The sequence below is a fragment of the Mycobacterium barrassiae genome (assembly GCF_025822765.1).
Taxonomy (GTDB): domain Bacteria; phylum Actinomycetota; class Actinomycetes; order Mycobacteriales; family Mycobacteriaceae; genus Mycobacterium; species Mycobacterium barrassiae.
In genome coordinates, this window is sequence record NZ_JACKUK010000020.1 from 54582 (window position 1) to 77911 (window position 23330).

Here is a 23330-nt window from a genome sequence, read left to right on the forward strand (position 1 = left end):
TTGTCGGCATGCCCGTCCGGGACGTCTCGCCGACGGATATCGCACCAGCCGCCGATCCGCTCGAAGCGATCATTCCGTTGTTGCGCCCCCAGGTTGTGCTGTCGAAAGTGGTGAGCGGCGCCGGAGACTGGAGCGTCCGCAAGCCGCGATATGCCGATCCGTCCTTCTGTCTGATGATCGAGGGAAGCTGCTGGCTCCATCCAGACGGAATCGACCCGCTGGAGCTTCATCAAGGCGACTTCCTGCTGCTGCCCGCGACGCCGAGCTTCGTGATGGCCAGTGAGCCCACCATCGAGCCCGTCGACGTCGAGCTCTATCCCACGGGTGATGCGCACTACGGCTCACCCGATGGCCCATCGCCGATGCGCATGCTCGGTGGATACTTCCGCTTCGACCGTGCCAACGCCGCGCTGCTCGTAAAGCTGTTGCCGCCAACGGTTCTCGTTCGTCGCGGAGAACCCGGCTCTGCCCGCCTGAGTCGGATCGTCGACCTCATCACCGAGGAGGCCGTAGCGCAACATCCGTGCCGCGACGTGATTCTCGAGCGGCTCGTCGAGGTGCTGCTGATCGAGTCCTGCCGGTTCCGCACAGAACGTCCTGCGGCAGGGGAGCACGGCCTCATCGCGGGCCTGTCAGATCCCGGCCTGGCCGGCGCGCTGCGCGAGATCCACGCCGACGTGGCACAACCCTGGACGGTCGAGAAGTTGGCAAGGGCCGCGAACATGTCGCGCGCCGTATTCGCAGAACGGTTCACCCGCATCATCGGCATGCCGCCGATGCAGTACGTGTTGGAGTGGCGGGTGGCACTGGCCAAGGACATGCTGCGCGACGAACGGCCGTCGCTCGCAGAGGTCGCCGACCGAGTTGGCTATCAGTCCGCAAGCGCATTCACGACCGCGTTCACCCGAGTGAACGGCTGCTCCCCGCGGGAGTATGCGCGCAGTGCTGCCGTACGCCAGAACAATTGACGTGACCGCTCATTCGATTCCGTTCTCCGGCAGCATTTCTGCCGTTCGCACACGTTATGTAGGACTGGTCACGTCGGGCGTGACGAGGTGATGTTGCCAGCGCAACCCTGTGCGAATGAGCAGGCGAATGGTATCCAGGTGTGGTGATTCGCACCCATGTTCCCGTGAGGACGGGTTACTGTCTCGGGTGGCGATCCAACTGACACTGGGAGGACTTGGATGAGCGGCTACACGACCATCGTTGTCGGCACGGACGGATCGGATTCGTCGCTGCGCGCGGTGGAGAGGGCCGGCCAGATCGCCGCCGGGTCAGACGCCAGGGTTGTCGTGGCGACGGCGTACTTCCCTCAGAGCGAGGATCAGCGGGCCGCCGACGTGCTCAAGGACGAGGGCTACAAGATGTCGGGCAACGCCCCCATCTACGCAATCCTGCGTGAGGCCCGCGATCGCGCGGTACAGGCGGGAGCGAAGAACGTCGAGGAGAAGGCGGTCGTCGGTGCCCCCGTCGATGCGCTCGTTGACCTCGCGGATGAAGTGAAGGCGGATCTGCTCGTCGTCGGCAATGTGGGCCTGTCCACCATCGCGGGCCGGCTGTTGGGATCGGTGCCCGCGAACGTCGCGCGCCGGTCTAAGACCGACGTACTGATCGTGCACACCACACCGTAAAGACCAGCGCCGCAAACACAATCGGCCAATCGCCGAGTTTGTCGTAGAGGGTCGAGCGCGATCCGAGCGGAACGTCGACCACCAACACGCCGCGATCACTTGCGGGCAGCCAGCCCAGCTTGCGGCCGCGTGCGTCGAACGCCGAACTGACACCGGACAACCCGGCATGCACCGCCGGATGGCCCACCTCGACGGCGTGGACAGCGACCATGCTCGCCAGTTGCGGCTGCGCCCAGCTGCCTTGATAACTCGACGTCGAACTTTGGTACGCCAGCAACTCCGCACCCAGCCGCACCGCCCGTCGCGGCAGGTCCGAGAACGTCGTCTCGAAGCTGATCAGTGGGCCGACGGCCAGTGATCCGGTGTGTAGTACCACTGGCCCGGTCCCGCGCCGACGGTCCTCGCCTGCGGCCTTCGTATGACGGGTCGCCCACCCGAGCAGCGGCCGCAGCGGGACGTATTCACCGAACGGCACCAGCCGGGTCTTGGCGTACGAGCCCCGCACCCCGTCCGGCCCGATGAGCACCGAGGACTTGTAGATTCCGCCCTCCGGCGCGCGCGCATCGACGTTGACCAGCAGATCCGCGCCGATTCGTCGGCGAAGGTCGACCACGCGGCGCAGCGTTTCCGGATCACTCTCGAGGTCGACGCCGACGCTGCTCTCGCCCCAGACCACGAGGTCGAGCCGCTGGCCCGCCAAACCTTCGGTGAGCGCCTCGCTTGCCGCCTGCCGCGCCGTCGACTCCGCGATGTCGCCGGGCTGGACCAGCGCGATCCGCGCCGTGGCTCCCTCGTCGGGTGCCGGTCCCGCCCAGAACCACACCGGGCCGACGACCGCGAGGACGGCGGGCAGCGCGACCGCGCGCCAGGAGCGCAGCAGGATCGCCCCGACGACCGCAGTGTTGACGGTGACCAGCAGGAAGCTGACGAGCCACACGCCGCCCACCGACGCGGGGGCGAGTGTGGCCGGCTGATTCCACTGCGAGGCGCCGAGCGGTGCCCACGGTCCGCCGAGGCGGTGCCACGAACGGACGGCCTCGGCGAGTACCCAGGCGGAGGGGAGTACCGCCACCGCGGTGAGCAGCTGTCGCATCGTGACGTCGCCGGAAAGCAGTCGATGCGCGGCCCAGCCCCACGGAAACCAGAGCACGCCGATCGCGGCTGCAAAGACAACCAGGAGAGGGCCGGCGCTCGGCCCCAGCCAGTATTGGTTCGCCAGTACGAATCCGGCCATACCGCACCAGGCCCGTCCACCACCCTGTGCGGCGGTGGGTGCCGCCCGGACGAGGAGCAGCAGGGGCGCCAGCCCGATCCATGCCAGCCACCACCACGACGGCGCGGGGAAGGCCAGCGCAAGCAGGGCACCGGCGATCGGTGCCGCCGTGTAGCCCCGAATCGATGTCAGGTAGCGGATGCCTTGGCGATGCTCCCGATCGCCGCGTCGAGGGTGGTGTTGAACTCCTCGTCGCTCTGCTGCGCGGTGAGGCCCTCGGTCAGGGCGCGCGAGAAGCTCGCGATGACGCCGTTGTTGCGGGCCAGCCGCTCGCAGGCCTCGTCACGGCTGTAGCCGCCGGACAGGGCGACCACGCGCAGCACGTTGGGGTGCTCGACGAGCTCCTTGTAGAGGTTGTCGGTGTCGGGCAGCGTCAGCTTGAGCATGACCGTCTGGTTGGCGCCCAGGGCGTTCACCCCGGCGAGCAACGCGGCCTTGAGCTGCTCCTCGGCCTCGGCTTTCTTGGGGCTCTTGATGTCGACCTCGGGCTCGATGATCGGAACCAGGCCCTTGGCGAGCACCTGCTGGCCGACCTCGAATTGCTGGGCGACCACGGCGTCCAGGCCGGCGCCGGGCAGCTTGATGACGGAGCGCTCCTTGGTGCCGAAGACGCCGTTGGCCACCGCCCGGTCGAGCAGCTCGTCCAGCCCGGGCATCGGCTTCATGGTCTGGGCGCCGTCCTTCTCCTCGTTCAGACCCTTGTCGATCTTGAGGAACGGAACGATGTTCTTGACGTTCCACAGGTAGTCGGCGGTGGGACGGCCCTCGATCTGGCGGTCCATCGTCATCTCGAAGAGGATCGCGCCCATGATCCGATCGCCGTCGAAGGCGGGGCTGGTGATGATGCGGGTGCGCATCTCGTGGACCAGATCGAACATCTGGTCATCGCCCGAGTAGGCGTCCTCGGAAATGCCGTAGAGCTTGAGCGCCTTGGGGGTGCTGCCACCGCTCTGGTCGAGTGCTGCGATGAAACCGGCGCCGCTCTGCGCCTTGTTCAACTGATCCTGATTCACCATTTCTCCTGGGTATCTCCTCGACGAGTCCTGCGCATCAGCCTAGGACAGCGCGTTCACGGCATTGCCGCGGCCCATTGCATGTGGCCCTCGAAGCCCAGGGACGTCGCCGGGGAACCCGATGTCGCCAACGGTCGACATACATCAAACGCGGTCAGAAGTCGGCAGGCCGGCGAGACATCACGATGCACCGAACGCTGCATAGGACGGGAACAACGTCGATGACGAAGGTCCTCATCCACGTAAACTCCTGGCAGCGAGACTCAGGTGTTGTTTCCGGTGTTGTTTGCGGTGAGTCTAGTGGTAATCTTGCGGGTGGATACAGCCGGTCCGGAGGTTACAGAATGTCTGTTCTAACAGCTAGTGCCGCTGAGCGACTCGATTTCGAGGCAACAACCCGCTCAATTCGTGAGATTGCCGGCTACCTGCAGAAAACGGTCGGTCAACGAATCACCGCAGCTCTCGCAGGTCTTGCCGATGCAAAACAGATCGGCAGGTACGCGCGGCCAGGCGGCCCGGAGCCACACGATGTAACCGAACGCAGGCTGCGTGAGGGCTACAAAGTTGTCCGAATGCTCGTTGATGCGTACGACGACACGACCGCCCGGGCCTGGTTGTTTGGCACAAACACACGTCTCGACGATCGTGCGCCAGTCGAGGTTCTCGGCGACGCGTCTGACACGGCTGATTTCGCGATGGTTGTGCAAGCGGCCAGACAGGTCGCTAGCTTTCAGGCGTGACCAAAGTCGGCTCCGAGCTGCTGTTGTGGCGAGTTGGCTATCACGCAAGTCCACTTGATTTCACACCGCTCGAGCTATACAGCTTTAACCATCGCTTCGACGACATTCACCACCGCTTCCGAACCCTTTATCTGGCCGAAGTGCCCGAAACCTGCCTTCGTGAAGTGCTGGCAGATCTCCGGCCAAATCTCGGTGCCAAGCTCAGGCACATCGAGCGATACGGGCCCGAGGCGGCTGAAGATTTCGCCTCCGAGCCGGTGACTGCAAGCTGGCGCCGCCAGCACGTACTAGTTCCGGCGCTACTAAGACTTGACGGCCCAATGATTGACCTAACCGACGGCGCGGTGCGCCAACAGGTTGAAGACAGGCATGCGTCGCTTCTGGTCGAAAACGGCATGGAACACCTTGATCTGCACGAAATCACGACAAGTCGTCGCGTAGTCACCCAGACGATTGCTGGTGACCTCTACGACTGCGGCGTGGCTGCCGTGAGGTTTTTGTCTCGGCTTGACGCTCAACCTTGTGTGGCCCTATTTGAGGGTCACGGAGATGCGGACCCCGTGGGCGAGATCATTCCACTGACGGACCCCGCTCCCGGTCCGCTTCTTACTGTCACGACTGAGTGGAATCTGGACCTGGAGGAATGTCCTGCCTAGTTCAAAGCCGCGCTCTCGCAGGACGTTCAGACGTTATGCGGTGCGTTACCAGCGGCTGACATTGGCTCGATTGGCCAGGTTGAGTGTTACTCGGTGCTGGTCTTGCGAGTTTCCTTCCGTGGTGGACTACCGCTCATAGCCTTCGGAGGGATCACCAACCGCGTTCTTTCCACTCCCCGAGGTGGGGCCGCTCAGTGCCGAGCGTCGTGTCGTCGCCGTGGCCGGGATAAACGACCGTTGAGTCGCCGTAGACGTTGAACACCCGGCTGGTCACGTGGTCGAGCAGCTTCTCGAAGTCGCCCTCCTGCCAGGTCTTGCCGACCCCGCCCGGAAACAGGCAGTCACCGGTGAACAGGTGCGTCGCCTCGTCGGCCCCGTCGAGCGCCAGTGCCACCGATCCGGGGGTGTGGCCCTGCAGGTGGATGACGTCGAACGACAGCTCGCCGATCTTCACGGTGTCCCCGTGGGCCAGGATTCGATCGGGTTTGACGGGTAAGGGCTCGGCGTCGAGTTGATGTGCCGCGGTCGGCGCACCGGTGGCCTTGGCGACCTTCTCCAGCGCCTGCCAGTGATCGAAGTGCTGATGGCTGGTGACGATCAGGCTCAGTTTCGGCGCGAAGCGCTCGATGAGTTCGAGCAGGATCTCGGGGTCGTTGGCCGCGTCGATGAGTAGCGTCGCGCCCGTCTGGGAACACGTCACCAGGTACGCGTTGTTGTCCATCGGGCCGACCGAAACCTTGACGATCGAGGCACCCGGAAGCGTTTGTTTGGCTGCGGTCTGTGGGTCAACATGGCCGGTGTAGTTGTCGCTGACGACGGTCATGTCCTCACGGTATCCGGCCCGGCGCACACTGGCCCAGAACTTGTCGGTGGGGGCACATAGCATGGGCTTCAACTATGTCTTGGAGGACTTCTTCTTGAAAGAGAATGCGTGTGGCTGATCGCCTGATTGTCAAAGGTGCGCGCGAACACAACCTGCAAAGCGTTGATCTTGATCTGCCGCGTGACGCGCTCATCGTGTTCACCGGACTGTCCGGTTCGGGGAAGTCGTCTCTGGCGTTCGACACCATCTTCGCCGAGGGGCAGCGCCGCTATGTCGAGTCGCTGTCGGCCTACGCCCGTCAGTTCCTGGGTCAGATGGACAAGCCCGACGTCGACTTCATCGAGGGTCTGTCACCCGCGGTGTCCATCGACCAGAAGTCCACCAACCGCAACCCGCGGTCGACCGTCGGCACCATCACCGAGGTCTACGACTACCTGCGTCTGCTGTACGCGCGCGCCGGCACCCCGCACTGCCCGGTGTGCGGTGAGCGCATCGCACGCCAGACGCCGCAGCAGATCGTCGATCAGGTGCTCGCGATGGACGAAGGCCTGCGGTTCCAGGTGCTCGCACCGGTGGTGCGCACCCGCAAGGGTGAGTTCGTCGATCTGTTCGACAAGCTGAACTCCCAGGGCTACAGCCGCGTCCGCGTCGACGGGGTGGTGTATTCGCTCACCGAGCCGCCGACGCTGAAGAAGCAGGAAAAGCACGACATCGAGGTGGTCGTCGACCGGCTCACGGTCAAGGCGACCGCCAAGCAGCGGCTGACCGACTCGGTGGAGACGGCGCTGAACCTCGCCGACGGCATCGTGGTGCTGGAGTTCGTCGACCGGGAGGACGACCACCCGCACCGCGAGCAGCGCTTCTCCGAGAAGCTGGCATGTCCCAACGGGCACCCGCTCGCCGTCGACGACCTCGAACCGCGGTCCTTCTCGTTCAACTCGCCGTACGGCGCCTGCCCGGAATGCACCGGTCTGGGCATCCGCAAGGAGGTCGACCCGGAACTCGTCGTCCCAGACCCGGACCTCACCCTCGCCGAGGGGGCCATCGCGCCGTGGTCGATGGGGCAGACCGCCGAGTACTTCACCCGGATGCTGTCGGGGCTCGGTGACCAGCTCGGGTTCGACGTCGACACCCCATGGAAGAAGCTTCCCGCCAAGGCGCGCAGGGCGATTCTGGAGGGCTGCGACGAGCAGGTGCACGTCCGGTACAAGAACCGGTACGGCCGAACTCGTTCGTACTACGCCGATTTCGAAGGTGTGATGGCGTTCCTGCAACGCCGCATGGAGCAGACCGACTCCGAGCAGATGAAGGAGCGCTACGAGGGCTTCATGCGCGACGTGCCGTGCCCCGAGTGCGAGGGTACGCGCCTCAAGCCGGAGATCCTGGCGGTCACGATGACGGCCGAGGGCTTCGGCGCCAAGTCCATCGCCGAGGTGTCCGAGCTGTCGATCGCCGAGTGCGCGGAGTTCCTCAACGCGTTGACGCTCGGCGCACGGGAGCAGGCCATCGCCGGTCAGGTGCTCAAGGAGATCCAGTCGCGACTCGGGTTCCTACTCGACGTCGGACTCGACTACCTGTCGCTGTCGCGGGCGGCGGCCACGCTGTCCGGCGGTGAGGCACAACGCATCCGGTTGGCGACCCAGATCGGGTCCGGGCTCGTCGGCGTGCTGTACGTGCTCGACGAGCCGTCCATCGGCCTGCATCAGCGCGACAACAGGCGGCTGATCGAGACGCTGATCCGGCTGCGGGACCTCGGCAACACCCTGATCGTCGTCGAGCACGACCTCGACACCATCGCGCACGCCGACTGGGTCGTCGATATCGGTCCCGCGGCAGGTGAGCACGGCGGGCAGATCGTGCACAGCGGCCCCTACGAGGAACTGCTGAGCAACCCGAATTCGATTACCGGAGCGTATCTTTCGGGCAAGGAAGAGATCGAGATCCCCGCCATCCGGCGGCCCACCGACCGTAAGCGACAGCTGACCGTGGTCGGGGCCCGCGAGCACAACCTGCGCGAGATCGATGTGTCCTTCCCGCTGGGCGTGCTGACCTCGGTCACCGGGGTGTCGGGATCCGGCAAGTCGACATTGGTCAACGACATCCTGGCGTCGGTGCTGGCCAACAAGCTCAACGGTGCGCGGCAGGTGCCGGGCCGGCACACGCGTGTGACGGGTCTGGACAAGCTGGACAAGCTCGTCCGCGTCGACCAGTCGCCGATCGGTCGCACGCCACGGTCCAACCCGGCCACCTACACCGGTGTGTTCGACAAGATCCGCACACTGTTCGCGGCCACCACCGAGGCGAAGGTGCGCGGCTATCAGCCGGGCCGGTTCTCGTTCAACGTCAAAGGTGGCCGCTGCGAGGCGTGTTCGGGTGACGGCACCATCAAGATCGAGATGAACTTCCTGCCCGACGTGTACGTGCCGTGCGAGGTGTGCCAGGGCGCGCGGTACAACCGCGAGACGCTCGAGGTGCATTACAAGGGGAAGACCATCGCCGAGGTGCTCGACATGTCGATCGAGGACGCGGCGGAGTTCTTCAAGCCGATCACCTCGATCCACCGGTACCTGGCGACGCTGGTCGACGTCGGGCTCGGGTATGTCCGGCTGGGACAGCCCGCGCCGACGCTGTCCGGCGGCGAGGCGCAGCGCGTGAAGCTGGCGTCCGAACTGCAGAAGCGGTCGACCGGGCGCACCGTGTACATCCTCGACGAGCCGACGACGGGTCTGCATTTCGAGGACATCCGCAAGCTGCTCGCGGTCATCAATGGCCTTGTCGACAAGGGCAATACGGTCATCGTCATCGAGCACAACCTCGACGTGATCAAGACGTCCGACTGGATCGTCGACATGGGACCCGAGGGGGGAGCCGGCGGTGGTTCGGTGGTCGCCGCGGGCACACCGGAGGACGTCGCCGCCAATCCCGACAGCTACACGGGCCACTTCCTGGCCGAGGCGCTGGGTGTGCCGCGGCCGACGCCGAAGAAGCGCAAGCGGAGCAAGGTCAGCGCCTGATACCGGCTAGCCGGTAATCGAGACTGGGGCTGACGGTCGTCGCGTTGGCCGCTAGCCCTGACGACATTGGATCGACGCTGCGTGAGGCTGGTCACACAGTCGCCAAAGGGTCCAAGGGGGTCGTCATGACAATCTTCATCGCAACGTCGATCACCGCAGTCGTCACCGCATTCGGCGTCGAATGGGGTCAGCGTCAATGCGAGGCATGGGCGTTCAGCCGGGACAAGGACCTGTGACGCAACACCTTCGCCGAGACTGCGGGCAGATCGCGTTTCCGCGCTCAGACTCAAGTGGTCGCTGCAACACCTGACGGGTTCGGAGGTGTTGTTCGATGGGGTTTCGGGAGCCTGGTTGGCCGCGGGTGTCGGAGTCGGTTCGCGGGGAGTTCTGGGCCGCGGTGGGGAAGCGCGGACTGATTCGCACTCCGTCCAGCCACTCGGTCAGCTCATCAGCACGCCGCTGCAACGCCTTCGTCGCCGCACGCCCGACATCCTCGAGCAATCGCACCTCGACTCTGCCGTCGGCATCCTGACCCCAGCCGCCGACGATGCGACCGTCGCACCACGCCGTCGGACCGCCGTTACCGTTCGTGTCGAACACCTGGCCGCGGTGCCCGCCGAGATACCAGTCGCGGTCGAACCATCCCATGGTCGTGACGTCGAGGCCGGGCAGCAGCGCACACCACGGCTCGGCCGCCGGCTCTTCCTCCAGATCGTCGGGTAGCGCGAACCCGGGGGTCCCGTCCAGGTCCACCTCGACGGCCTCGAGATCGGCCAGTGCCTGGCGCGCCCACGTCAGCGTGTTGCCGAACCACCACTTGATATCGGTGACCGTGGCCGGGCCGAACGCCCATAACCACCTGCGAATCAACTTGGTCCGCGCGACCTCCGGCGCTGCGGTCGCGGGCGTCGAGTCTAGCCAGTCGGCCATCGACGCCCAGCGTGGCCGCGAGACCGTCCACGCTCCGTCGTTCGGTCCCCGGACGATGTCGCCGCGCACCGACAACACCGTCAGAATCCTTGGCGCCAGCGGTGTTTCGCCGCCCCACCGCTTGCCCGGCGCTGGGTCGTGTTTGCCCGCCAACTCCGGGAGCGCCGCCCGCAGGTCCTTGGCGCTGGTTGGTCCGTGTTCAGCGAGATGCCCCAAAACTGCGGCGGACGCGGCCGCCAGCCAGGCGTCGCCGTCGTCGCAGACCCCGGCCTTCTGCGCATCGGCCATGACCTTTCGGCGTTCGTTGTCCGCGACCCGATCGCTGGCCGCCGATTGAATCAGCGGCAGATCCGCGGCGCGAACCACCCACAGCGTGCGCCGCATCGCCAGGTGCTTCACCAGGCGCCGACTGTCGTACAGCGCGGCGTCCAGATCGGCGACCGCGAAGCCGGGCAACCGCGCCCACAACGACAGGTACGGCGTGGCCGGATCGGTGGCGTGCAATCCGACGACAGTGCCTGCGACGTCGACCGGACTCTGGGCAGGCGCGTTGAGAAAGTGCCGCCGCGCGAGCCGGGCCCGCCGTTCGGCAATCGTGAAAGACCGCATCGCCTGCGAACGCTACCTGCGGATACCGACAAAATTTGGGATCGGTAGCGGTCGGCTCCGCCTTGACTTGGCAGCACGACGACGCCAGTGGGGCGGCGTATGACGAAGGGAAGATCGATGAATCGAGTTGTCGCGGGTGTGGTCGGGCTGGCTCTCGGTACGGCCGTCCTGGTGGGCTGCTCGGACGATAAGAAGCCAGAGGCCGCGCCGAGCCCGGCTACCGGAGACACTTCGGTGAGCACGAGCGGTTCGACCGAGGTCAAGGTTGGTGGCAGCGACCTGGCCGGGCTGGATCTGAACACGGTGACCTGCGTGAAGCAGGGCGGCAAGATCAACGTTGCGAGCGCTGCGATCAACGGCCAGGCCGGTCTTGCCGTCGTGATGACGGATGAGGCGACACCGACCGTCGAATCGCTGGGCATGACGGTGGACGGCAACGCCCTCGCCGTCACCAACATGATGGGCGCGAAGACGGGCTCCGCCGAGGTGAAGGTCGATGGCAGCACCTACACCATCACCGGTGAGGCCGCAGGCGCCGATCTGGCGAATCCGATGGCCGGCATGATCACCAAGCCGTTCACGATCAAGGTGACCTGCACCTGATCGGCAGGTTGCCGGAAGCGGCGGACGTACCCTCCACGTCCGCCGCTTCCTATGATTCAGAAATGACCATCGTGGCCGACCTCGAACGGGCACGTCACTTGATATTGGCCGCAGACGAGTTCGCGGCAAAGGATCTGCTGCTGTCACTCGTCCCCGCCATCGAAGCGGCCGATCGCGACGACTGGCTGCTCGAGGTCTATGCGCAACTGGGTCAGCTCTACCTCGTTCGCACCGCATACGAGGGCACCGAGGAGTGCGCGCGGCGCATCCGCGAATGCCTTGCCACACATGCGGCGATCCGGGCGGGCGCCCGGCCCGATCTGGTTCCGCAGGTGACGATGTCGGACGCCGAAATCGACCACATGATCTGTCGGTACTCACGCCGCGCGCAGTTCCTCGAGACGGGCCTGGCCGCCGCACACGGCGAACACGAAGCCGCGGAGGCCGCCCTGCTGGTCCTCACGGAGGACACCACCGACTATCCGGATCTCGCCGACGAGCACCGCCAATTCATCACCTTCGCGCAGATCCTGTGCGCCAACGCGCTCTGCGATGACGATCTACACGTGCAGTCGGTTCACCTGTGGGAGAAGGTGATCGATGCGATCGACGGCTCGCACCTCGACGACGAGTTCGACGACTATCTGCTGGTTTTCGGTGCCACCTCATACGGCAGGTTCTGCATCGAGACGGGTCGGCTGCCGCAAGCGCAACCGTGGTTGCGGCGGGCCGGTGCACGCGCCGAGGCGCGCGGCTGGGCGCTGGGTGCAGCACGAGCGAAGTTCGAACGGGCCACCGCGGCATGGGCTGTGGGTGATCGCGCGCTGGCTCAGGACCTGGCGCACGAGTCGTATCCGGCGATCGCCGAAGGCCTGCGCGCACACGATGTGTCGCGGTGCTGGTTGTACTTCGGGTTGATCTCGCTCTCCATCCAGAAGCTCGACGACGCCGACGAGCGCTTTGAGAACGCCGAGCGGCACTGGCGCGAGATCGAGAAGCCGCTACACATCCATCGCATCCTGTTGCAGCGCAGTTGGGTTGACATCTTCCGCGGCGACTTCGACGCCGCCCGCCGACGCACCGAAGAAGCGCGCGAACTGCTCGATTCCTGGCCGCGACACAGCTGGCTGCAGTACGCCCGCCTGCACTACCACATCGGCAGCATCTGGCGCGCCGACGCATTGGCCGACCCGGCGAACAGGGCATACAAACTCGAGCGGGCCGCCGAGCTGAAAGTGCCCGCGGCGCTTGCCGTCGACTCGGTACGGCATGCCATCGACGACGCCGACGCCAGGATGCGCTGGGCCACTCACGTCTCGGCCCGCATGCTCGCCGGCGCGTTCGCCGTTGCCTGGGAATGGGGCAACACCGAACTCCTCAGCGAGTTGGTCGAGTATCACAGTGCTCGAGGAACTTTCAGCGCGGAGCCCGACCGGGAGACCGCCGACTGGACGCGCACCGCGACCGTCGCGGTGCCGCTCGAGACCGTCGATGACTACGCGTTGGTAGCCGCGGGCGAGTCGGTGCCGGGCAGACGCGCGGCGCTGACGCGGCTCGGTCCGTTGCCGCCGCTGCAGATGGACCCCAGGACCGGAGCAATACTGACCCGCTATCGGGAACTGGCGGCCGAACGGTACGGCCGTGCCGTGACTGCGCCGGGTCCGATGTGGGCGACGTGGCCGTGACTGAGACAGAGCCCGAAAACGCGACTCTCGTCCTGCGATTCGCAGATGTCGGTGTCGCCACATATGTCAGTCTGCGTGTCGTCGGCGAGCCCGCCAGGACGGTGGCGTGGGTGCTGGAGGAGGCGGCACTCCAGGCCGCGGTCGACGAGCTGAGCGGTGCGTTACCGGATCCGCTCGGCGACGAGACCCGGCGCGACGCACTCGAACGTGCGATCACCAAAGGTTCCTTCTCCTCGCCCACAATGGAATTCGCCATCGCACGCACCATGGGTACGCATCTGTTGGTGCCCGATGCGTGGCAATTGCTGCTGGACTGTGTCGCGACCTCCAAAGCGGCGCTGTTCGTGTCACCCAGCGCGCGGCTGGCCCGCGTCCCATGGGGACTCCTTGCGATGCCCGACGACGACCGCCGACTCATCGACCTCGTCGACGTGCTGATGGCGGCTCCACCGAACATCGTTCATTCACCGCGTGAACCCACCGGCTGGGGCGGCAGAAAGGCCAATCCGCCGCTGCTGGTCCTCGATCCCCGCGTGCCCGGTCAGCGACCGGACTCTCCGCTGGGCTCCGTACTCGGACGCCCGTCGCCCGAAACGCCCTTGGCCAGGTACTTCGCCGAGGTGATGCACCAGCGAGAGGTGTTGCCCGACGTCGCGGCGTCCGTCGACTTGTTCCGCCGTTCCGACGCGAACCGCGACTGGCTGAAGGAGCTACTGGCGCAGGCGCCGAGTCGGCTGCTGTACGTGGGTCACGCGACCGCGGCCGACGGCGACGTCGGCCATGCCGATCGGGCCGCGCTCCATCTCGCCGACGAACATCCGCTCACCGCATCGGATCTCATGGCGCTCAAGCTGCCGATCCCGCCCCGCGTCGGCCTGCTGGCATGTGCCTCCGGCGGGGATTACCGCTTCGACGAGGCCACCGGGCTGGTCGCGGCGATGATTCTGGGCGGAGCCGAGTTGGTGACGGCCACCCTGTGGTCATTGCCGACCGCTGCGGGCTATCGGCTGTTCGCGCAGGACCGCGCCGACGCCGACCCGATGAGCGAGGCGATCCTCGCCGTCGATCGCGCACACGAAGCCCCTGAAGCCGGGCGCGCGGTCAACGACTGGCAGCGGAAACAGCTGCGGCGGTGGAGCGAAGGCGATCTCGCGGCGAGTCCGCTCTACTGGGCGGCATTGGCGACCTTCGCCGTCGACGGCGCCAGGTGATCAGCGCGGCGACACGCAAACGGCGACCGCGGACTCGTCGCCGGAGCGGTAGTACGTCTCGATGATGCTGCCGGGAGAGACCTTCGTGATGGCCGACGCAGGGATCAGCGCCCTCTCGTGAGCCGGAAACTGTCCGCCTTCCGGCCGATTCACGATCACGTCGAGTTCGACCTCGCGGAAGTCCTCGCAGGTGTGCCCGGTCGTCCGCATTCCCGTGACGACGGCGCGGGACTTGGTGCCGTGTCGAATCAGGGCGAGCTGACCGTCGGTGACCAGTCCCTTGCCGACCAGCATCCGGTCGAACTCGGCCCGGATGGCCAGGATGTCCTCGGTGGTGGCGAGACGTTCGTCGGCTTCGCCCGGGTCTTGGGCGGCGTCGGGGACGTCACGGTCGGGGATCAGGTAGCACAGGGCAGTGCCGACGAGCAGAAGCATGAAGAACGCAATCGAAAACGCGCTGGACATGTCCCTAGGTTCGGACACCGCGTCGGCTACCGAACCCAACTTTTGCGTGGTGCCCGCTCTTATCCTGATGGAATGAGCACAGACACGGCCGTCGCCGTCGCGCACCCGCGCCGGGCGGTGATCGACCGGGCGTGGCGTGCGATCGGGCCCGGGGTGGAAGTGCTCAGCGGCGACGACGGCGGCCCGCTGCGGCGCACCGTGAAGCGGATCATCGACCCGCTGGTATTGCGCCTGCGCTCCAACACTCAGTTCTCGGCGCCGTTCGTGGCGGCCGACGTGGCTGAAGCCATGCACGACGCGATCGTCGGCCAAGCCGCCCAATTGCGCGCGGCGGCGGCCTGGTTCGAGCTTCTCAAACGCGAACGCCGCCGGCTGAGGATCACCAGCGGCAACGCCCAGGAACTGTACTTCCCGGTGTGTTTCGAGCTGGCCGTGACGAAAGGTCCGCCCGCCCAGGATGATTCCGGTGCCGCCGAAACCGTTCTGCGGGATATCCATGCCGAGCGGGACCGCACCGCGATCGAAGCGCTGAACATCTACTCGTCCGACCACCTGGTCATCAGCGAGCTGTCGGATCAGCTGCGCTCCAGCTGGAACGATGTGCGCGCCGGTACCGAGATCACGCGTCCATTCCTGTCCGGACTGACCACTGTGCTCGGCGCGGCCGACACCCACAGCGCCGCCGCAGCGCGGCAACGGGTTTGGCAGGCGCTGATCGCGGACGCGACACCGTACAACCTCGGTGCCGCAGCGCACGAGGACGCGAAACAGCTGCCGTGGTCGATCGTGGCACTCGGGCTCAGTTCCGCTGAACCCCAACGTCCCCCGGCGGTCATCGGTGGCTCGGATAGCGAGCGACCCCTCAATCGCTCCGTGATCGACCGGGTGCGGGCGACGCTTCGCCGCGCGATGGATCGCGAAGAGCTGCCCGATATTCCGATGCTGTGCGAGGAAGAGGTCGACCGCTGCTGCGCACCGTGGGGCCTGTTGGCGGAGGACAAGCAGGCGACCCTGGTGGCCGGGATCGAGGTCGCCGTCGACCTTGCCCCGCTGTCGGAATCCGCGACGACGCGCTACGACCTCGCCGGCCAGATCCAGGCGCGGCTGCGCAAGGAGGCGTACGTGCTGCACGCACGCCGCTACCTCGCCGGAGGCGGACCGATCCATCCGCGTCAGCAGCAGGTGATCGACGACCTCGCGGCCTTCGCCCGGCCCTACCTGAACCGGCTTTGGGCCCGGTTGCACGGCCGTGACGTGTGGCAGGAGCCATGCGATGACGTCGACGACGTCCGCGCGCTACTGGAGGGCGTCGCGCGCTCGGTGAGCCTCGATCACCGGCAGCGGATCAAGACGATGTTGGAACTGCAGGTGGCCGGATGAAGTTGATGTCAGATTCCGGCCTGTGGAGTACGGGACCCGTGGTGGCGCCCTCTCCGCTGCAGGCCGTGCTCGAGATCAGTGGGGCGGTCCTGTCGTGGACGGTGGACGAGCCCGCCGCCGATCCACAGATCACGTTCACCGATTTGTCCCGTGCGGACTGGCTGTGGCAGGTGCTCGGTGAGAGCGGCCATCACGCCGTCGCCTCTGCCGTCGGTCACTCCTCACCGGACGACGCACAATCAGTCGACCTCACCGGGGTGCATGTGCTGCCCGGATCGCTGGATCCGCTGCGCCGGTTGGCATTCGGCCATTGGCTGCGGCGTTGGTGGCCGACGAGTCACCGCGACGGGATCGCGGCCCTGGACGCAGCGCTGCTGGACGCGGAGATCGCGATCCTGACGGCGGGTGCGGAGGACTTCTTCACCGATGACACGTTCGACTCCGACGTCGCCGAGATCTTGCGGCCGCACGTCGCGGCGCTGGGCGCCCATGTGCACGAGGGTGATCCGCGCATCGTCGAGTTGGTGGAGAAGTGCGCTGACCTGGCCGACGAGGTGGGCATCGCGTTCGACACCGTCGCCCAACCGTCGCGACGGGACGACTACGCGCTCGCCGCGGGCGGCGAAACCGGCGGCACCGCATCGACGACGGTCGCGTCGGGCGCCGGATCGGTCCAGTGGTCGGCCGTGCCGGCCGGAATATTCGATGCGGCCGAGGACACCGTCGACTGGAGTATCGAAGCCGCGGACGACGCGGCGACGGCGAGCGTGCGAGTCGAACTCGCGGGTCTGGGCTCGCCCAACGGCATCGCCGTCCGGCTGCGTTCCGGCCCGTTCGAAGGCGAGGGCGAGCTGGGGGCCGACGGGCGGGCGGAGTTTCCGCTCGTGGACGCCGAGGGGCAGCCGTTGTCGGAATCGGCGGCCTGGGGCCATGATTGGCGCCATACGTCGGTGGTCATCGGCGCGGATGTGGGGGAGTCTGTGGAGACCCGTGAGCGGGTCCGGGACTTCGCGAGGTCGCGGCTGGCCGCACCGGGCGCCGACGCCTTCCTGGCCGAGATCCTGGCCGCCGAATCCGACTACTGAGACTCGGGTTTGCGCATCGATTCGCGGATCTGCGCTAGCCGTTCGGCGGCGGCACGCTGCCTGGCCTCGTACTGCTCCTCGATGGTGCGGCCCTCCGGGGTATCGGCGTCGAGTTCCGCAGCGCCGACCGCGGTGCCGTAGCGGGTTTCGATCTTCTCGCGCACCGACTCGAACGTCGGCACACCTGTCGGGGTGTAGCCGGTGTCGACGGGCTCAGCGGGCGGTGGCGGCGGCTCGACAACAGATTCGACGACCGCGGGATCCGCGGTGGCTTCCGGTTCCTTGGCGGGTTCGTCCGGCATACCGCCAACGCTACCTGCGGTGAATCTCGCGCCGGCGCTTAGCGACGAACTTTTGATCGCCCGCCTGTGCAGGACGACATCACGTTATGCTTTGCAGATCGTCTGAAATCTGTAAAGCGCGGGGATGGGGACATCCGTGTTCGACCACGTGGACTTCGAAGTCATCCGCCAAGTGCCTGAGCTGGAGCATTACCGGCGTGAGTGGATACCGCGCGAAGGTCTGGGTCTGGCCGGTATCTGGATCGGCGCGGTGGTCAGCGATGCCTCTGGTCAGAGCTACTGGGGAGTGCGCGGCTGCGAGGACTTCCTCACCGGAATGACCCACGTCGTGTCGCCGGTGTGCGGATTTCGTTCGCTTCCCAAGGGGCTCGACGGCGACGCCTCGCATCTGTTCGCCGAGTACTCCACGCTCGACTGGTTTGAGCCCATGCAGTATCTCGACAGCGGCGAGGCGATCCAGCTGACGTTTCCGAGCGGACGAATCGAACGCGACGCCGACGGGTTTCACTGGCATGACGCCAGCAACCGCTGGGAACTCCACGGTCGGACAGTCAGCGATATCGTCCTCACCCACGTGCCCGTACAGCAGGGTGTCGAAGACGACGTCTACTACCGCCACGAGCTGATGTACCTCACCGGCACCATCGACGGCACCGAGGTGTCTGGGTACGGACATCAGGATTTCGCCTACGGTCCGCCAGGGAAGATATATACCGAACTGCCGATCGCGCGCCATCTGCAAGGCATGTGGGTGTCATGGCTTCACGAGTTCGCCGACGGAGAACTCGGCGGCGGAAGTTTTTGGCAGGGCAAGGAACACGTCACGTTCGGTCCCGGTTATCAGCTCAAGGACGGTGTCACCACGGTGCACAAAGACATCGTCGCGACACCGACGTTCACCGAAACCGGCAAGATGGCGACCTTGGATACCACCATCGGAACCGATTCGTACACCTTCACTTTCGACTCCACGGGCAGTCCGTTGCACTTCTTCGGACCCTTGACCGCGAGCTCGTCGGGCAAGCAGCCGGTGCGGAGTTGGTGCTGGGTCGAATACGCCGGAGGACTGCTCACGCCCGAACTCCTGGACGCAGCGACGGGAGTGTTCGCCCTGGCGCGCGGGCGCTGACCATCTGACCTACTTCGCGGCCACCTGGATGATCGGTGGCGGTGGCGGCGGTGTGGGCAGCGGCACTGTCGGCACCCCTGGGGTGTGCAGCTGACTGGCCATCCAGGGCAGCGCGGTCGCAAAGGCCTGTGATGCGTACGGCCAATCATGCCCGCCGGGTTGGGGCACGACGGCGCAGGTGATCCCGTGCGCGTTGCCCAACCCGCACAGCGTGTTCGCGGCCGAACTCTGCTCCACGGCCGCCTGGCTGTTGATGGCGAACCAACCGGTGACCCCGCTGTATGCGCCGTGCTGCGTGATGACCGTGGTGGGGTCGAAGGATGCATAGGCCGCCGCGTTGCCGCCGAACAGCCGTGAGATGGTCTGCTCCTTGGTGCCCGAATTGGGCGCGATGTCGCCCGCGATGTCCTCGAATGCGCTGAACATATCGGGATGCATCACGGCGAGGTCGACCGCACATGTGCCGCCCATCGACCAACCCACGATGCCCCAGTTCTCCCGGTGCGCGCTCACACCGAAATTCGAAACCATGTAGGGGACAACGTCTTTGGTGAGATGGTCGGCGGCGTTGCCGCGACTGCCGTTGACGCATTCGGTGTCGTTGTTGAAGGTGCCGCCGGCATCGACGAACACGAGCACCGGCGCGTTTCCGCCGTGGGCGGCCGCGAAGGCGTCGGCAGTGGTCACCGCGTTGCCGATACGCACCCAGTCCGCAGGTGTGTTGAACTCGCCGCCGATCATCATCACTGTCGGCAGGGGCGGCGGCGGGTCTGTCGCATACCAGGCGGGCGGCAGATAGACCAGTTCGCCACGGTGATTGAAACCGGACGCCGAATCGCTGATCTGCACCGGCACCACCGTCCCCTTGGTGGGAATCTGATGGTCGCGTAGCAGCGCCATGACGGTCACTCGATCCGTCTGGTCAGGTAGTGGGCCTGCGGTGAACTGGTTCCACGCCGTCTGCACGGTGGGGAAATAGCCGGTCCACAGATTGACCGCGAGCGCGGCGGACAGTAGGCACAGCGGCAGCGCCGACGCCGCCACGCCGCGCCGCCACCACGGTGACCCGCGCCAGGCGGCGATGAGAATCCCGGCGGCGGTGCCCGACAGTGCGATCCATAACCAGAGTCTGCGCGGTGCGGGATTTCCCGCGAGCCCTTCCGCTGCGATGTACCAGTACGCGGACGTCGTGAGCGCGACACCGCACATCGCCGCCCACGGCACCCACAGGTAGCGCCACCGCCGGATGCCCCAGACGATGGCCGCCACCAGTGCGACCGCGGCCAACACCTGGACCGTGATGGGAATCCAGCCGTGCAGCAATGACAAATGGTGGCGCAGCAGATCGCGTAACGTCACGGCCACAAGAGTGACTGCCGAACCTTGGGTCCCCCTGTGGATCTCCTGCGAACGCGCTAGCGCGGCTTGGCCAGCGGGAAGGGGAGCGTCTCGCGGATGCTGCGGCCGGTGATCAACATGACGACCCGGTCGACACCCATGCCGAGACCACCCGTCGGCGGCATCGCGTACTCCATGGCCTGCAGGAAGTCCTCGTCGAGCTCCATGGCCTCCGGATCGCCGCCCGCGGCCAGCAGAGACTGTTCCTGCAGTCGCCGACGCTGCTCGACGGGATCGGTCAGCTCGCTGTAGGCGGTGCCCAGTTCGACGCCCCACGCCACCAGATCCCAGCGCTCGGCGACGCCGGGGATGCTGCGGTGTGGCCGCGTCAGCGGTGAGACCGAGGTGGGGAAGTCCTTGTAGAAGGTCGGCGCCTCGGTGCGGTCCTCGACGAGGTGCTCGTACAGTTCGAGCACCACGGCGCCGGCGTCCCAGTGGGTCAGGTAGGGGATCTTCGCGCTGTCGCACAGCTTGCGCAGCGTCGTGAGATCCGTTTCGGGCCCGATCTGCTCTCCCAAGGCCTCCGACACCGCGTCGTGCACGGTCTTGACCGTCCACTCGCCCGAAATGTCAACGGGCTCCAACGCGCCGTCGTCGCGTGGTCGCATGAACACGTGGGCTCCGTTGGCGGCCTGCGCGGCGTTCTGGATCAACTCGCGGCAACCGTCGATCCACACGTTGTAGTCCGCGTGCGCTTGGTAGGCCTCCAGCAGCGTGAACTCGGGATTGTGGCTGAAGTCGACGCCCTCGTTACGAAATGCCCTGCCCAGTTCGAAGACTCGCTCGACGCCGCCCACGCACAGCCGCTTGAGGTAAAGCTCGGGCGCGATCCGCAGGTACAGGTCGAGGTCGTAGGCATTGATATGGGTCAGGAAGGGCCTGGCGTTTGCGCCGCCGTGTATCTGCTGGAGAATCGGCGTCTCGACCTCCAAAAACCCCTTACCGACCAGGGTTTCGCGGATCGCGTGCAAAACAGCGCTGCGCGCACGGATCAGATCGCGGGCCTCGGTGTTGATGGCCAGGTCGACGTACCGGGCGCGTACCCGTGCCTCCTGATCGGTCAGCCCCTTCCACTTGTCGGGCAAGGGGCGCAGGCACTTGCCGATCAAGCGCCAGTTGAGCACGATCAGCGACCGCGTGCCCTTCTTGCTGTAGCCCATCGTGCCCGTCACCTGAATCAGGTCGCCCAGATCGATGGCGTGGGTGAAGTCGGCCGTCGTGCCCTCTTCGAGCTGTGAATTGTCAAGCAGCAGTTGCACTTCACCGGACCAGTCGCGTAGCTGCGCGAAGAGCACACCACCGTAGTCGCGGATGCGGAGCACTCGTCCCGCCACCGTCACAGTGCCCGCGCCCTCGGATTCGACCGCCCCCTGGATGGTGTGGCTGGGTTCTTCGCCGACGGGATATGCGTCGATTCCGCTGTCCTGCAACGCCTTCAGTTTGGCCATCCGGACCCGGACCTGTTCGGGCAGCCGCGACTGCTCGTCCTCATCCAAGCCGACTTGGAGCTCGTCGGCATCGGGTGCGGAGCCGTCATGGTGCAGCAGGCCCCGGTCGACGATGCTCTGTGGCACCGCCGTGTGGTGGCCGGTGTGGGGCTGTTCGTGCCGGCGCGAGAACGGCAGCACCAAGAAGCCTTCGGCGATCACCGACGCCACGCCGACGCGGGGGACCAGGCGTGCGTCCTCGTAGCACGCGTAGCGCGGCACCCACTCGGGCTGATACTTCATGTTCGAGCGGTACAGCGTCTCCAGCTGCCACCAGCGCGAGAAGAACACCAGCAGGGCCCGCCACAGCCGCGCGATCGGTCCGGCGCCGAGCTGGGCGCCCTGTTCGAAGGCCGATCGGAACATCGCGAAGTTCAGCGAAATGCGGCTGACGCCAATGCCTTCGGCCTGTTGGCAGAGCTCGCTGACCATGAGTTCGATGGTGCCGTTGGGGGACTGGGGTGACCGGCGCATGAGGTCGAGCGACACTCCGTTGGCGCCCCACGGCACCAGAGACAGCATCGCGACGACCTGGCCGCCGTCTGCGCCGGGTTGAACGGCCTCGACGAGCAGACAGTCGCCGTCGGCCGGGTCGCCGAGTCGGCCCAGCGCCATGGAGAACCCTCGCTCGTCGTCTGTGTCGCGCCAGGCATCGGCCCGCTCGATCACACGGGCCATCTCGTCGGCGTCGAGATCGCGGTGTCGTCGAATCCGCACCGAGGCTCCCGCACGTCGCGCGCGGGTCACCGCCTGGCGCACGGCGCGCATGTCCGGCCCCGACAGCCGGAAGTTGTCCGGGTAGAGGATCGCCTCGTCGCCGAGTTGCAACGCGTTGAGACCGGCGGCCCGGAATGCCTCGGCTCCAGCGGAACTCGCACCCATCACCCCGGGCGCCCAGCCGTAGGCCTGGCACAGCGACAGCCACGCCTCGATCGCCTGCGGCCACGCCTTGGGGTCGCCGACCGGGTCGCCGCTGGCAAGGCAGACGCCGACCTCCACGCGGTAGGTGACTGCGGCGCGGCCGTTTGATGCGAACACGACCGACTTGTCGCGGCGCGTCGCGAAGTAGCCCAACGAGTCGTTCTTGCCGTACAACTCGAGCAGACCGCGGATCGCCGACTCGTCTTCTCCGGTGAGCGCGTTCTCCGCACGTTGGGACTGGAACAACACGATCGCCGCCACCATCAGCGCCAGGGCCCCGAAGAGGCCGAGTAGCGCATTGACGAAGACGTGCGGGTGACCGGTGAACGCGTCGGCACTGGCGCCTGCAAACGCGCCCACCCGGTTCAGTGCGTAGAAGAAGCGGTCCTCGCGAGCCAGTGTTCCCGGGAACAGCTCTAGCAGGCCCCATCCGATCAGGGTGCCGACGATCAAGCCGGCGATGAGTGTCGCCGCGGCTTTGAACAGCGCGCCGCGGCGCACCTTGGCCCAGAACTCCTTGCGCGCCAGCACCAGGAACGCGATCGCGGCGAGATGGAAGCCCAGCCCGATGATCTCGCCACTTTCCTCGAGCCACGTTTCGTCGCCGGAGACGAGGTCGCCGATGTTCCAGCCGATGGCCGCGACCATGTAGCCGACGAGGATCCACCACGCGATGCTCTTGCGGGCCGCCAGCGCTGCCGCCAGCAGCGCCAGCACGAACGCCCACGCGAAGCTGGTGTCGGGGAAGTTGAAGATGTAGTCGTTGACGAACTCGCGCGGCACCTTGATCAGGGACCGGACCAACGGCGACACACTCGCAAGGAGCGACAGAGTGGCGATGACGCCGACGGTCCAGCCGGCCGCGGCGGGCACCCACCGGAACGCAGAGGTTCGGCGCGCGTTGGCCTTGTTCGCCGGGCTCGACTGGCTAGTCACCGTCATATCGCGCGAGGATATTCGCTATTACCGCGA

The 23330-nt window shown here is 66.3% G+C and carries 19 protein-coding genes; 11 read left to right on the top strand and 8 right to left on the bottom strand.

Features of this window, described 5'->3' with window-relative positions:
* Positions 1-8: 8 nt before the first annotated feature.
* Both H7J93_RS09955 and H7J93_RS09960 read left to right on the top strand, forming a co-directional pair.
* Entirely contained in the window at positions 9-968 is a 960-nt protein-coding gene (locus tag H7J93_RS09955) for an AraC family transcriptional regulator (RefSeq protein ID WP_267306128.1), read from the top strand.
* A 219-nt stretch (positions 969-1187) separates the two neighbouring features.
* Entirely contained in the window at positions 1188-1634 is a 447-nt protein-coding gene (locus tag H7J93_RS09960) for a universal stress protein (protein ID WP_267306129.1), read from the top strand.
* Here the strand turns inward: H7J93_RS09960 and lnt are convergent.
* Together lnt and H7J93_RS09970 are read right to left on the bottom strand one after the other, a co-directional pair.
* Positions 1597-3048 (bottom strand): apolipoprotein N-acyltransferase, encoded by a 1452-nt coding sequence (lnt, locus tag H7J93_RS09965; RefSeq protein WP_267306175.1) that lies wholly within the window; start codon positions 3046-3048, stop codon positions 1597-1599. The genes H7J93_RS09960 and lnt overlap by 38 nt on opposite strands.
* Positions 3036-3920: a fructose bisphosphate aldolase gene (locus tag H7J93_RS09970; RefSeq protein ID WP_267306130.1), complete on the bottom strand. Its 885-nt coding sequence runs from the start codon at positions 3918-3920 to the stop codon at positions 3036-3038. The genes lnt and H7J93_RS09970 overlap by 13 nt, the downstream gene beginning before the upstream one ends.
* A 344-nt stretch (positions 3921-4264) precedes the next feature.
* On the opposite strand from H7J93_RS09970, the gene H7J93_RS09975 reads away from it, so the two are divergent.
* Both H7J93_RS09975 and H7J93_RS09980 read left to right on the top strand, forming a co-directional pair.
* A complete protein-coding gene (locus H7J93_RS09975) occupies positions 4265-4660 on the top strand; it encodes an XRE family transcriptional regulator (protein WP_267306131.1) in 396 nt (131 codons plus the stop codon).
* On the top strand, positions 4657-5316 hold the full coding sequence (locus H7J93_RS09980) for an RES family NAD+ phosphorylase (RefSeq protein ID WP_267306132.1): 660 nt from the start codon (positions 4657-4659) through the stop codon (positions 5314-5316). Before H7J93_RS09975 ends, H7J93_RS09980 begins: the two co-directional genes overlap by 4 nt.
* Before the next feature lie 151 nt (positions 5317-5467).
* Here the strand turns inward: H7J93_RS09980 and H7J93_RS09985 are convergent, their stop codons facing one another.
* Complete coding sequence (locus tag H7J93_RS09985) at positions 5468-6139, bottom strand: MBL fold metallo-hydrolase (RefSeq protein WP_267306133.1); 672 nt, start codon at positions 6137-6139, stop codon at positions 5468-5470.
* 110 nt (positions 6140-6249) lie between these two features.
* Here H7J93_RS09985 and uvrA point away from each other — a divergent pair, with 110 nt between their 5' ends.
* A complete protein-coding gene (gene uvrA / locus H7J93_RS09990; RefSeq protein WP_267306134.1) occupies positions 6250-9153 on the top strand; it encodes an excinuclease ABC subunit UvrA in 2904 nt (967 codons plus the stop codon).
* A 213-nt stretch (positions 9154-9366) separates the two neighbouring features.
* Here the strand turns inward: uvrA and H7J93_RS09995 are convergent, their stop codons facing one another.
* Positions 9367-10692, bottom strand: a complete 1326-nt coding sequence (locus tag H7J93_RS09995; RefSeq protein ID WP_267306135.1) for a winged helix DNA-binding domain-containing protein — start codon at positions 10690-10692, stop codon at positions 9367-9369.
* Positions 10693-10809: 117 nt separating this feature from the next.
* On the opposite strand from H7J93_RS09995, the gene H7J93_RS10000 reads away from it, so the two are divergent.
* The 3 genes from H7J93_RS10000 to H7J93_RS10010 all read left to right on the top strand — a co-directional run bounded on the left by H7J93_RS10000 (position 10810) and on the right by H7J93_RS10010 (position 14191).
* Positions 10810-11295 carry a lipoprotein LpqH gene (locus H7J93_RS10000; RefSeq protein WP_267306136.1) on the top strand — a complete coding sequence of 162 codons (486 nt, stop codon included), beginning with the start codon at positions 10810-10812 and terminating at the stop codon, positions 11293-11295.
* Between the two features lie 62 nt (positions 11296-11357).
* The gene (locus H7J93_RS10005) at positions 11358-12980 is read left to right on the top strand and encodes a hypothetical protein (RefSeq protein ID WP_267306137.1); all 1623 of its coding nucleotides are present in this window, start codon (positions 11358-11360) and stop codon (positions 12978-12980) included.
* Positions 12962-14191, top strand: a complete 1230-nt coding sequence (locus H7J93_RS10010; RefSeq protein WP_267306138.1) for a CHAT domain-containing protein — start codon at positions 12962-12964, stop codon at positions 14189-14191. Before H7J93_RS10005 ends, H7J93_RS10010 begins: the two co-directional genes overlap by 19 nt.
* Here H7J93_RS10010 and H7J93_RS10015 read toward each other — a convergent pair whose 3' ends face one another.
* A complete protein-coding gene (locus H7J93_RS10015; RefSeq protein ID WP_267306139.1) occupies positions 14192-14656 on the bottom strand; it encodes a hypothetical protein in 465 nt (154 codons plus the stop codon).
* A 72-nt stretch (positions 14657-14728) separates the two neighbouring features.
* Here H7J93_RS10015 and H7J93_RS10020 point away from each other — a divergent pair, with 72 nt between their 5' ends.
* The gene (locus H7J93_RS10020) at positions 14729-16036 is read left to right on the top strand and encodes a hypothetical protein (protein WP_267306140.1); all 1308 of its coding nucleotides are present in this window, start codon (positions 14729-14731) and stop codon (positions 16034-16036) included.
* Complete coding sequence (locus H7J93_RS10025; protein ID WP_267306141.1) at positions 16033-17121, top strand: hypothetical protein; 1089 nt, start codon at positions 16033-16035, stop codon at positions 17119-17121. The genes H7J93_RS10020 and H7J93_RS10025 overlap by 4 nt, the downstream gene beginning before the upstream one ends.
* Here the strand turns inward: H7J93_RS10025 and H7J93_RS10030 are convergent.
* The gene (locus tag H7J93_RS10030) at positions 17115-17423 is read right to left on the bottom strand and encodes a hypothetical protein (RefSeq protein WP_267306142.1); all 309 of its coding nucleotides are present in this window, start codon (positions 17421-17423) and stop codon (positions 17115-17117) included. The two genes, H7J93_RS10025 and H7J93_RS10030, sit on opposite strands and share 7 nt — an antisense overlap.
* A 124-nt stretch (positions 17424-17547) precedes the next feature.
* On the opposite strand from H7J93_RS10030, the gene H7J93_RS10035 reads away from it, so the two are divergent.
* Positions 17548-18552: a hypothetical protein gene (locus H7J93_RS10035; protein ID WP_276021747.1), complete on the top strand. Its 1005-nt coding sequence runs from the start codon at positions 17548-17550 to the stop codon at positions 18550-18552.
* A 9-nt stretch (positions 18553-18561) separates the two neighbouring features.
* On the opposite strand, the gene H7J93_RS10040 is transcribed toward H7J93_RS10035, so the two are convergent.
* Both H7J93_RS10040 and lysX read right to left on the bottom strand, forming a co-directional pair.
* Positions 18562-19911, bottom strand: a complete 1350-nt coding sequence (locus H7J93_RS10040) for an alpha/beta hydrolase (protein ID WP_267306143.1) — start codon at positions 19909-19911, stop codon at positions 18562-18564.
* Between the two features lie 56 nt (positions 19912-19967).
* A complete protein-coding gene (gene lysX / locus H7J93_RS10045; protein ID WP_267306144.1) occupies positions 19968-23300 on the bottom strand; it encodes a bifunctional lysylphosphatidylglycerol synthetase/lysine--tRNA ligase LysX in 3333 nt (1110 codons plus the stop codon).
* Positions 23301-23330: the final 30 nt, after the last annotated feature.

Coding starts and splice junctions, on each gene's coding strand:
- H7J93_RS09955 (WP_267306128.1), top strand. CDS start 9: ATGCCCGTCCGGGACGTCTCGCCGACGGATATCGCACCAGCCGCCGAT.
- H7J93_RS09960 (WP_267306129.1), top strand. CDS start 1,188: ATGAGCGGCTACACGACCATCGTTGTCGGCACGGACGGATCGGATTCG.
- H7J93_RS09975 (WP_267306131.1), top strand. CDS start 4,265: ATGTCTGTTCTAACAGCTAGTGCCGCTGAGCGACTCGATTTCGAGGCA.
- H7J93_RS09985 (WP_267306133.1), bottom strand. CDS start 6,139: ATGACCGTCGTCAGCGACAACTACACCGGCCATGTTGACCCACAGACC.
- H7J93_RS09995 (WP_267306135.1), bottom strand. CDS start 10,692: ATGCGGTCTTTCACGATTGCCGAACGGCGGGCCCGGCTCGCGCGGCGG.
- H7J93_RS10000 (WP_267306136.1), top strand. CDS start 10,810: ATGAATCGAGTTGTCGCGGGTGTGGTCGGGCTGGCTCTCGGTACGGCC.
- H7J93_RS10005 (WP_267306137.1), top strand. CDS start 11,358: ATGACCATCGTGGCCGACCTCGAACGGGCACGTCACTTGATATTGGCC.
- H7J93_RS10015 (WP_267306139.1), bottom strand. CDS start 14,656: ATGTCCAGCGCGTTTTCGATTGCGTTCTTCATGCTTCTGCTCGTCGGC.
- H7J93_RS10020 (WP_267306140.1), top strand. CDS start 14,729: ATGAGCACAGACACGGCCGTCGCCGTCGCGCACCCGCGCCGGGCGGTG.
- H7J93_RS10025 (WP_267306141.1), top strand. CDS start 16,033: ATGAAGTTGATGTCAGATTCCGGCCTGTGGAGTACGGGACCCGTGGTG.
- H7J93_RS10030 (WP_267306142.1), bottom strand. CDS start 17,423: ATGCCGGACGAACCCGCCAAGGAACCGGAAGCCACCGCGGATCCCGCG.
- H7J93_RS10035 (WP_276021747.1), top strand. CDS start 17,548: ATGGGGACATCCGTGTTCGACCACGTGGACTTCGAAGTCATCCGCCAA.
- lysX (WP_267306144.1), bottom strand. CDS start 23,300: ATGACGGTGACTAGCCAGTCGAGCCCGGCGAACAAGGCCAACGCGCGC.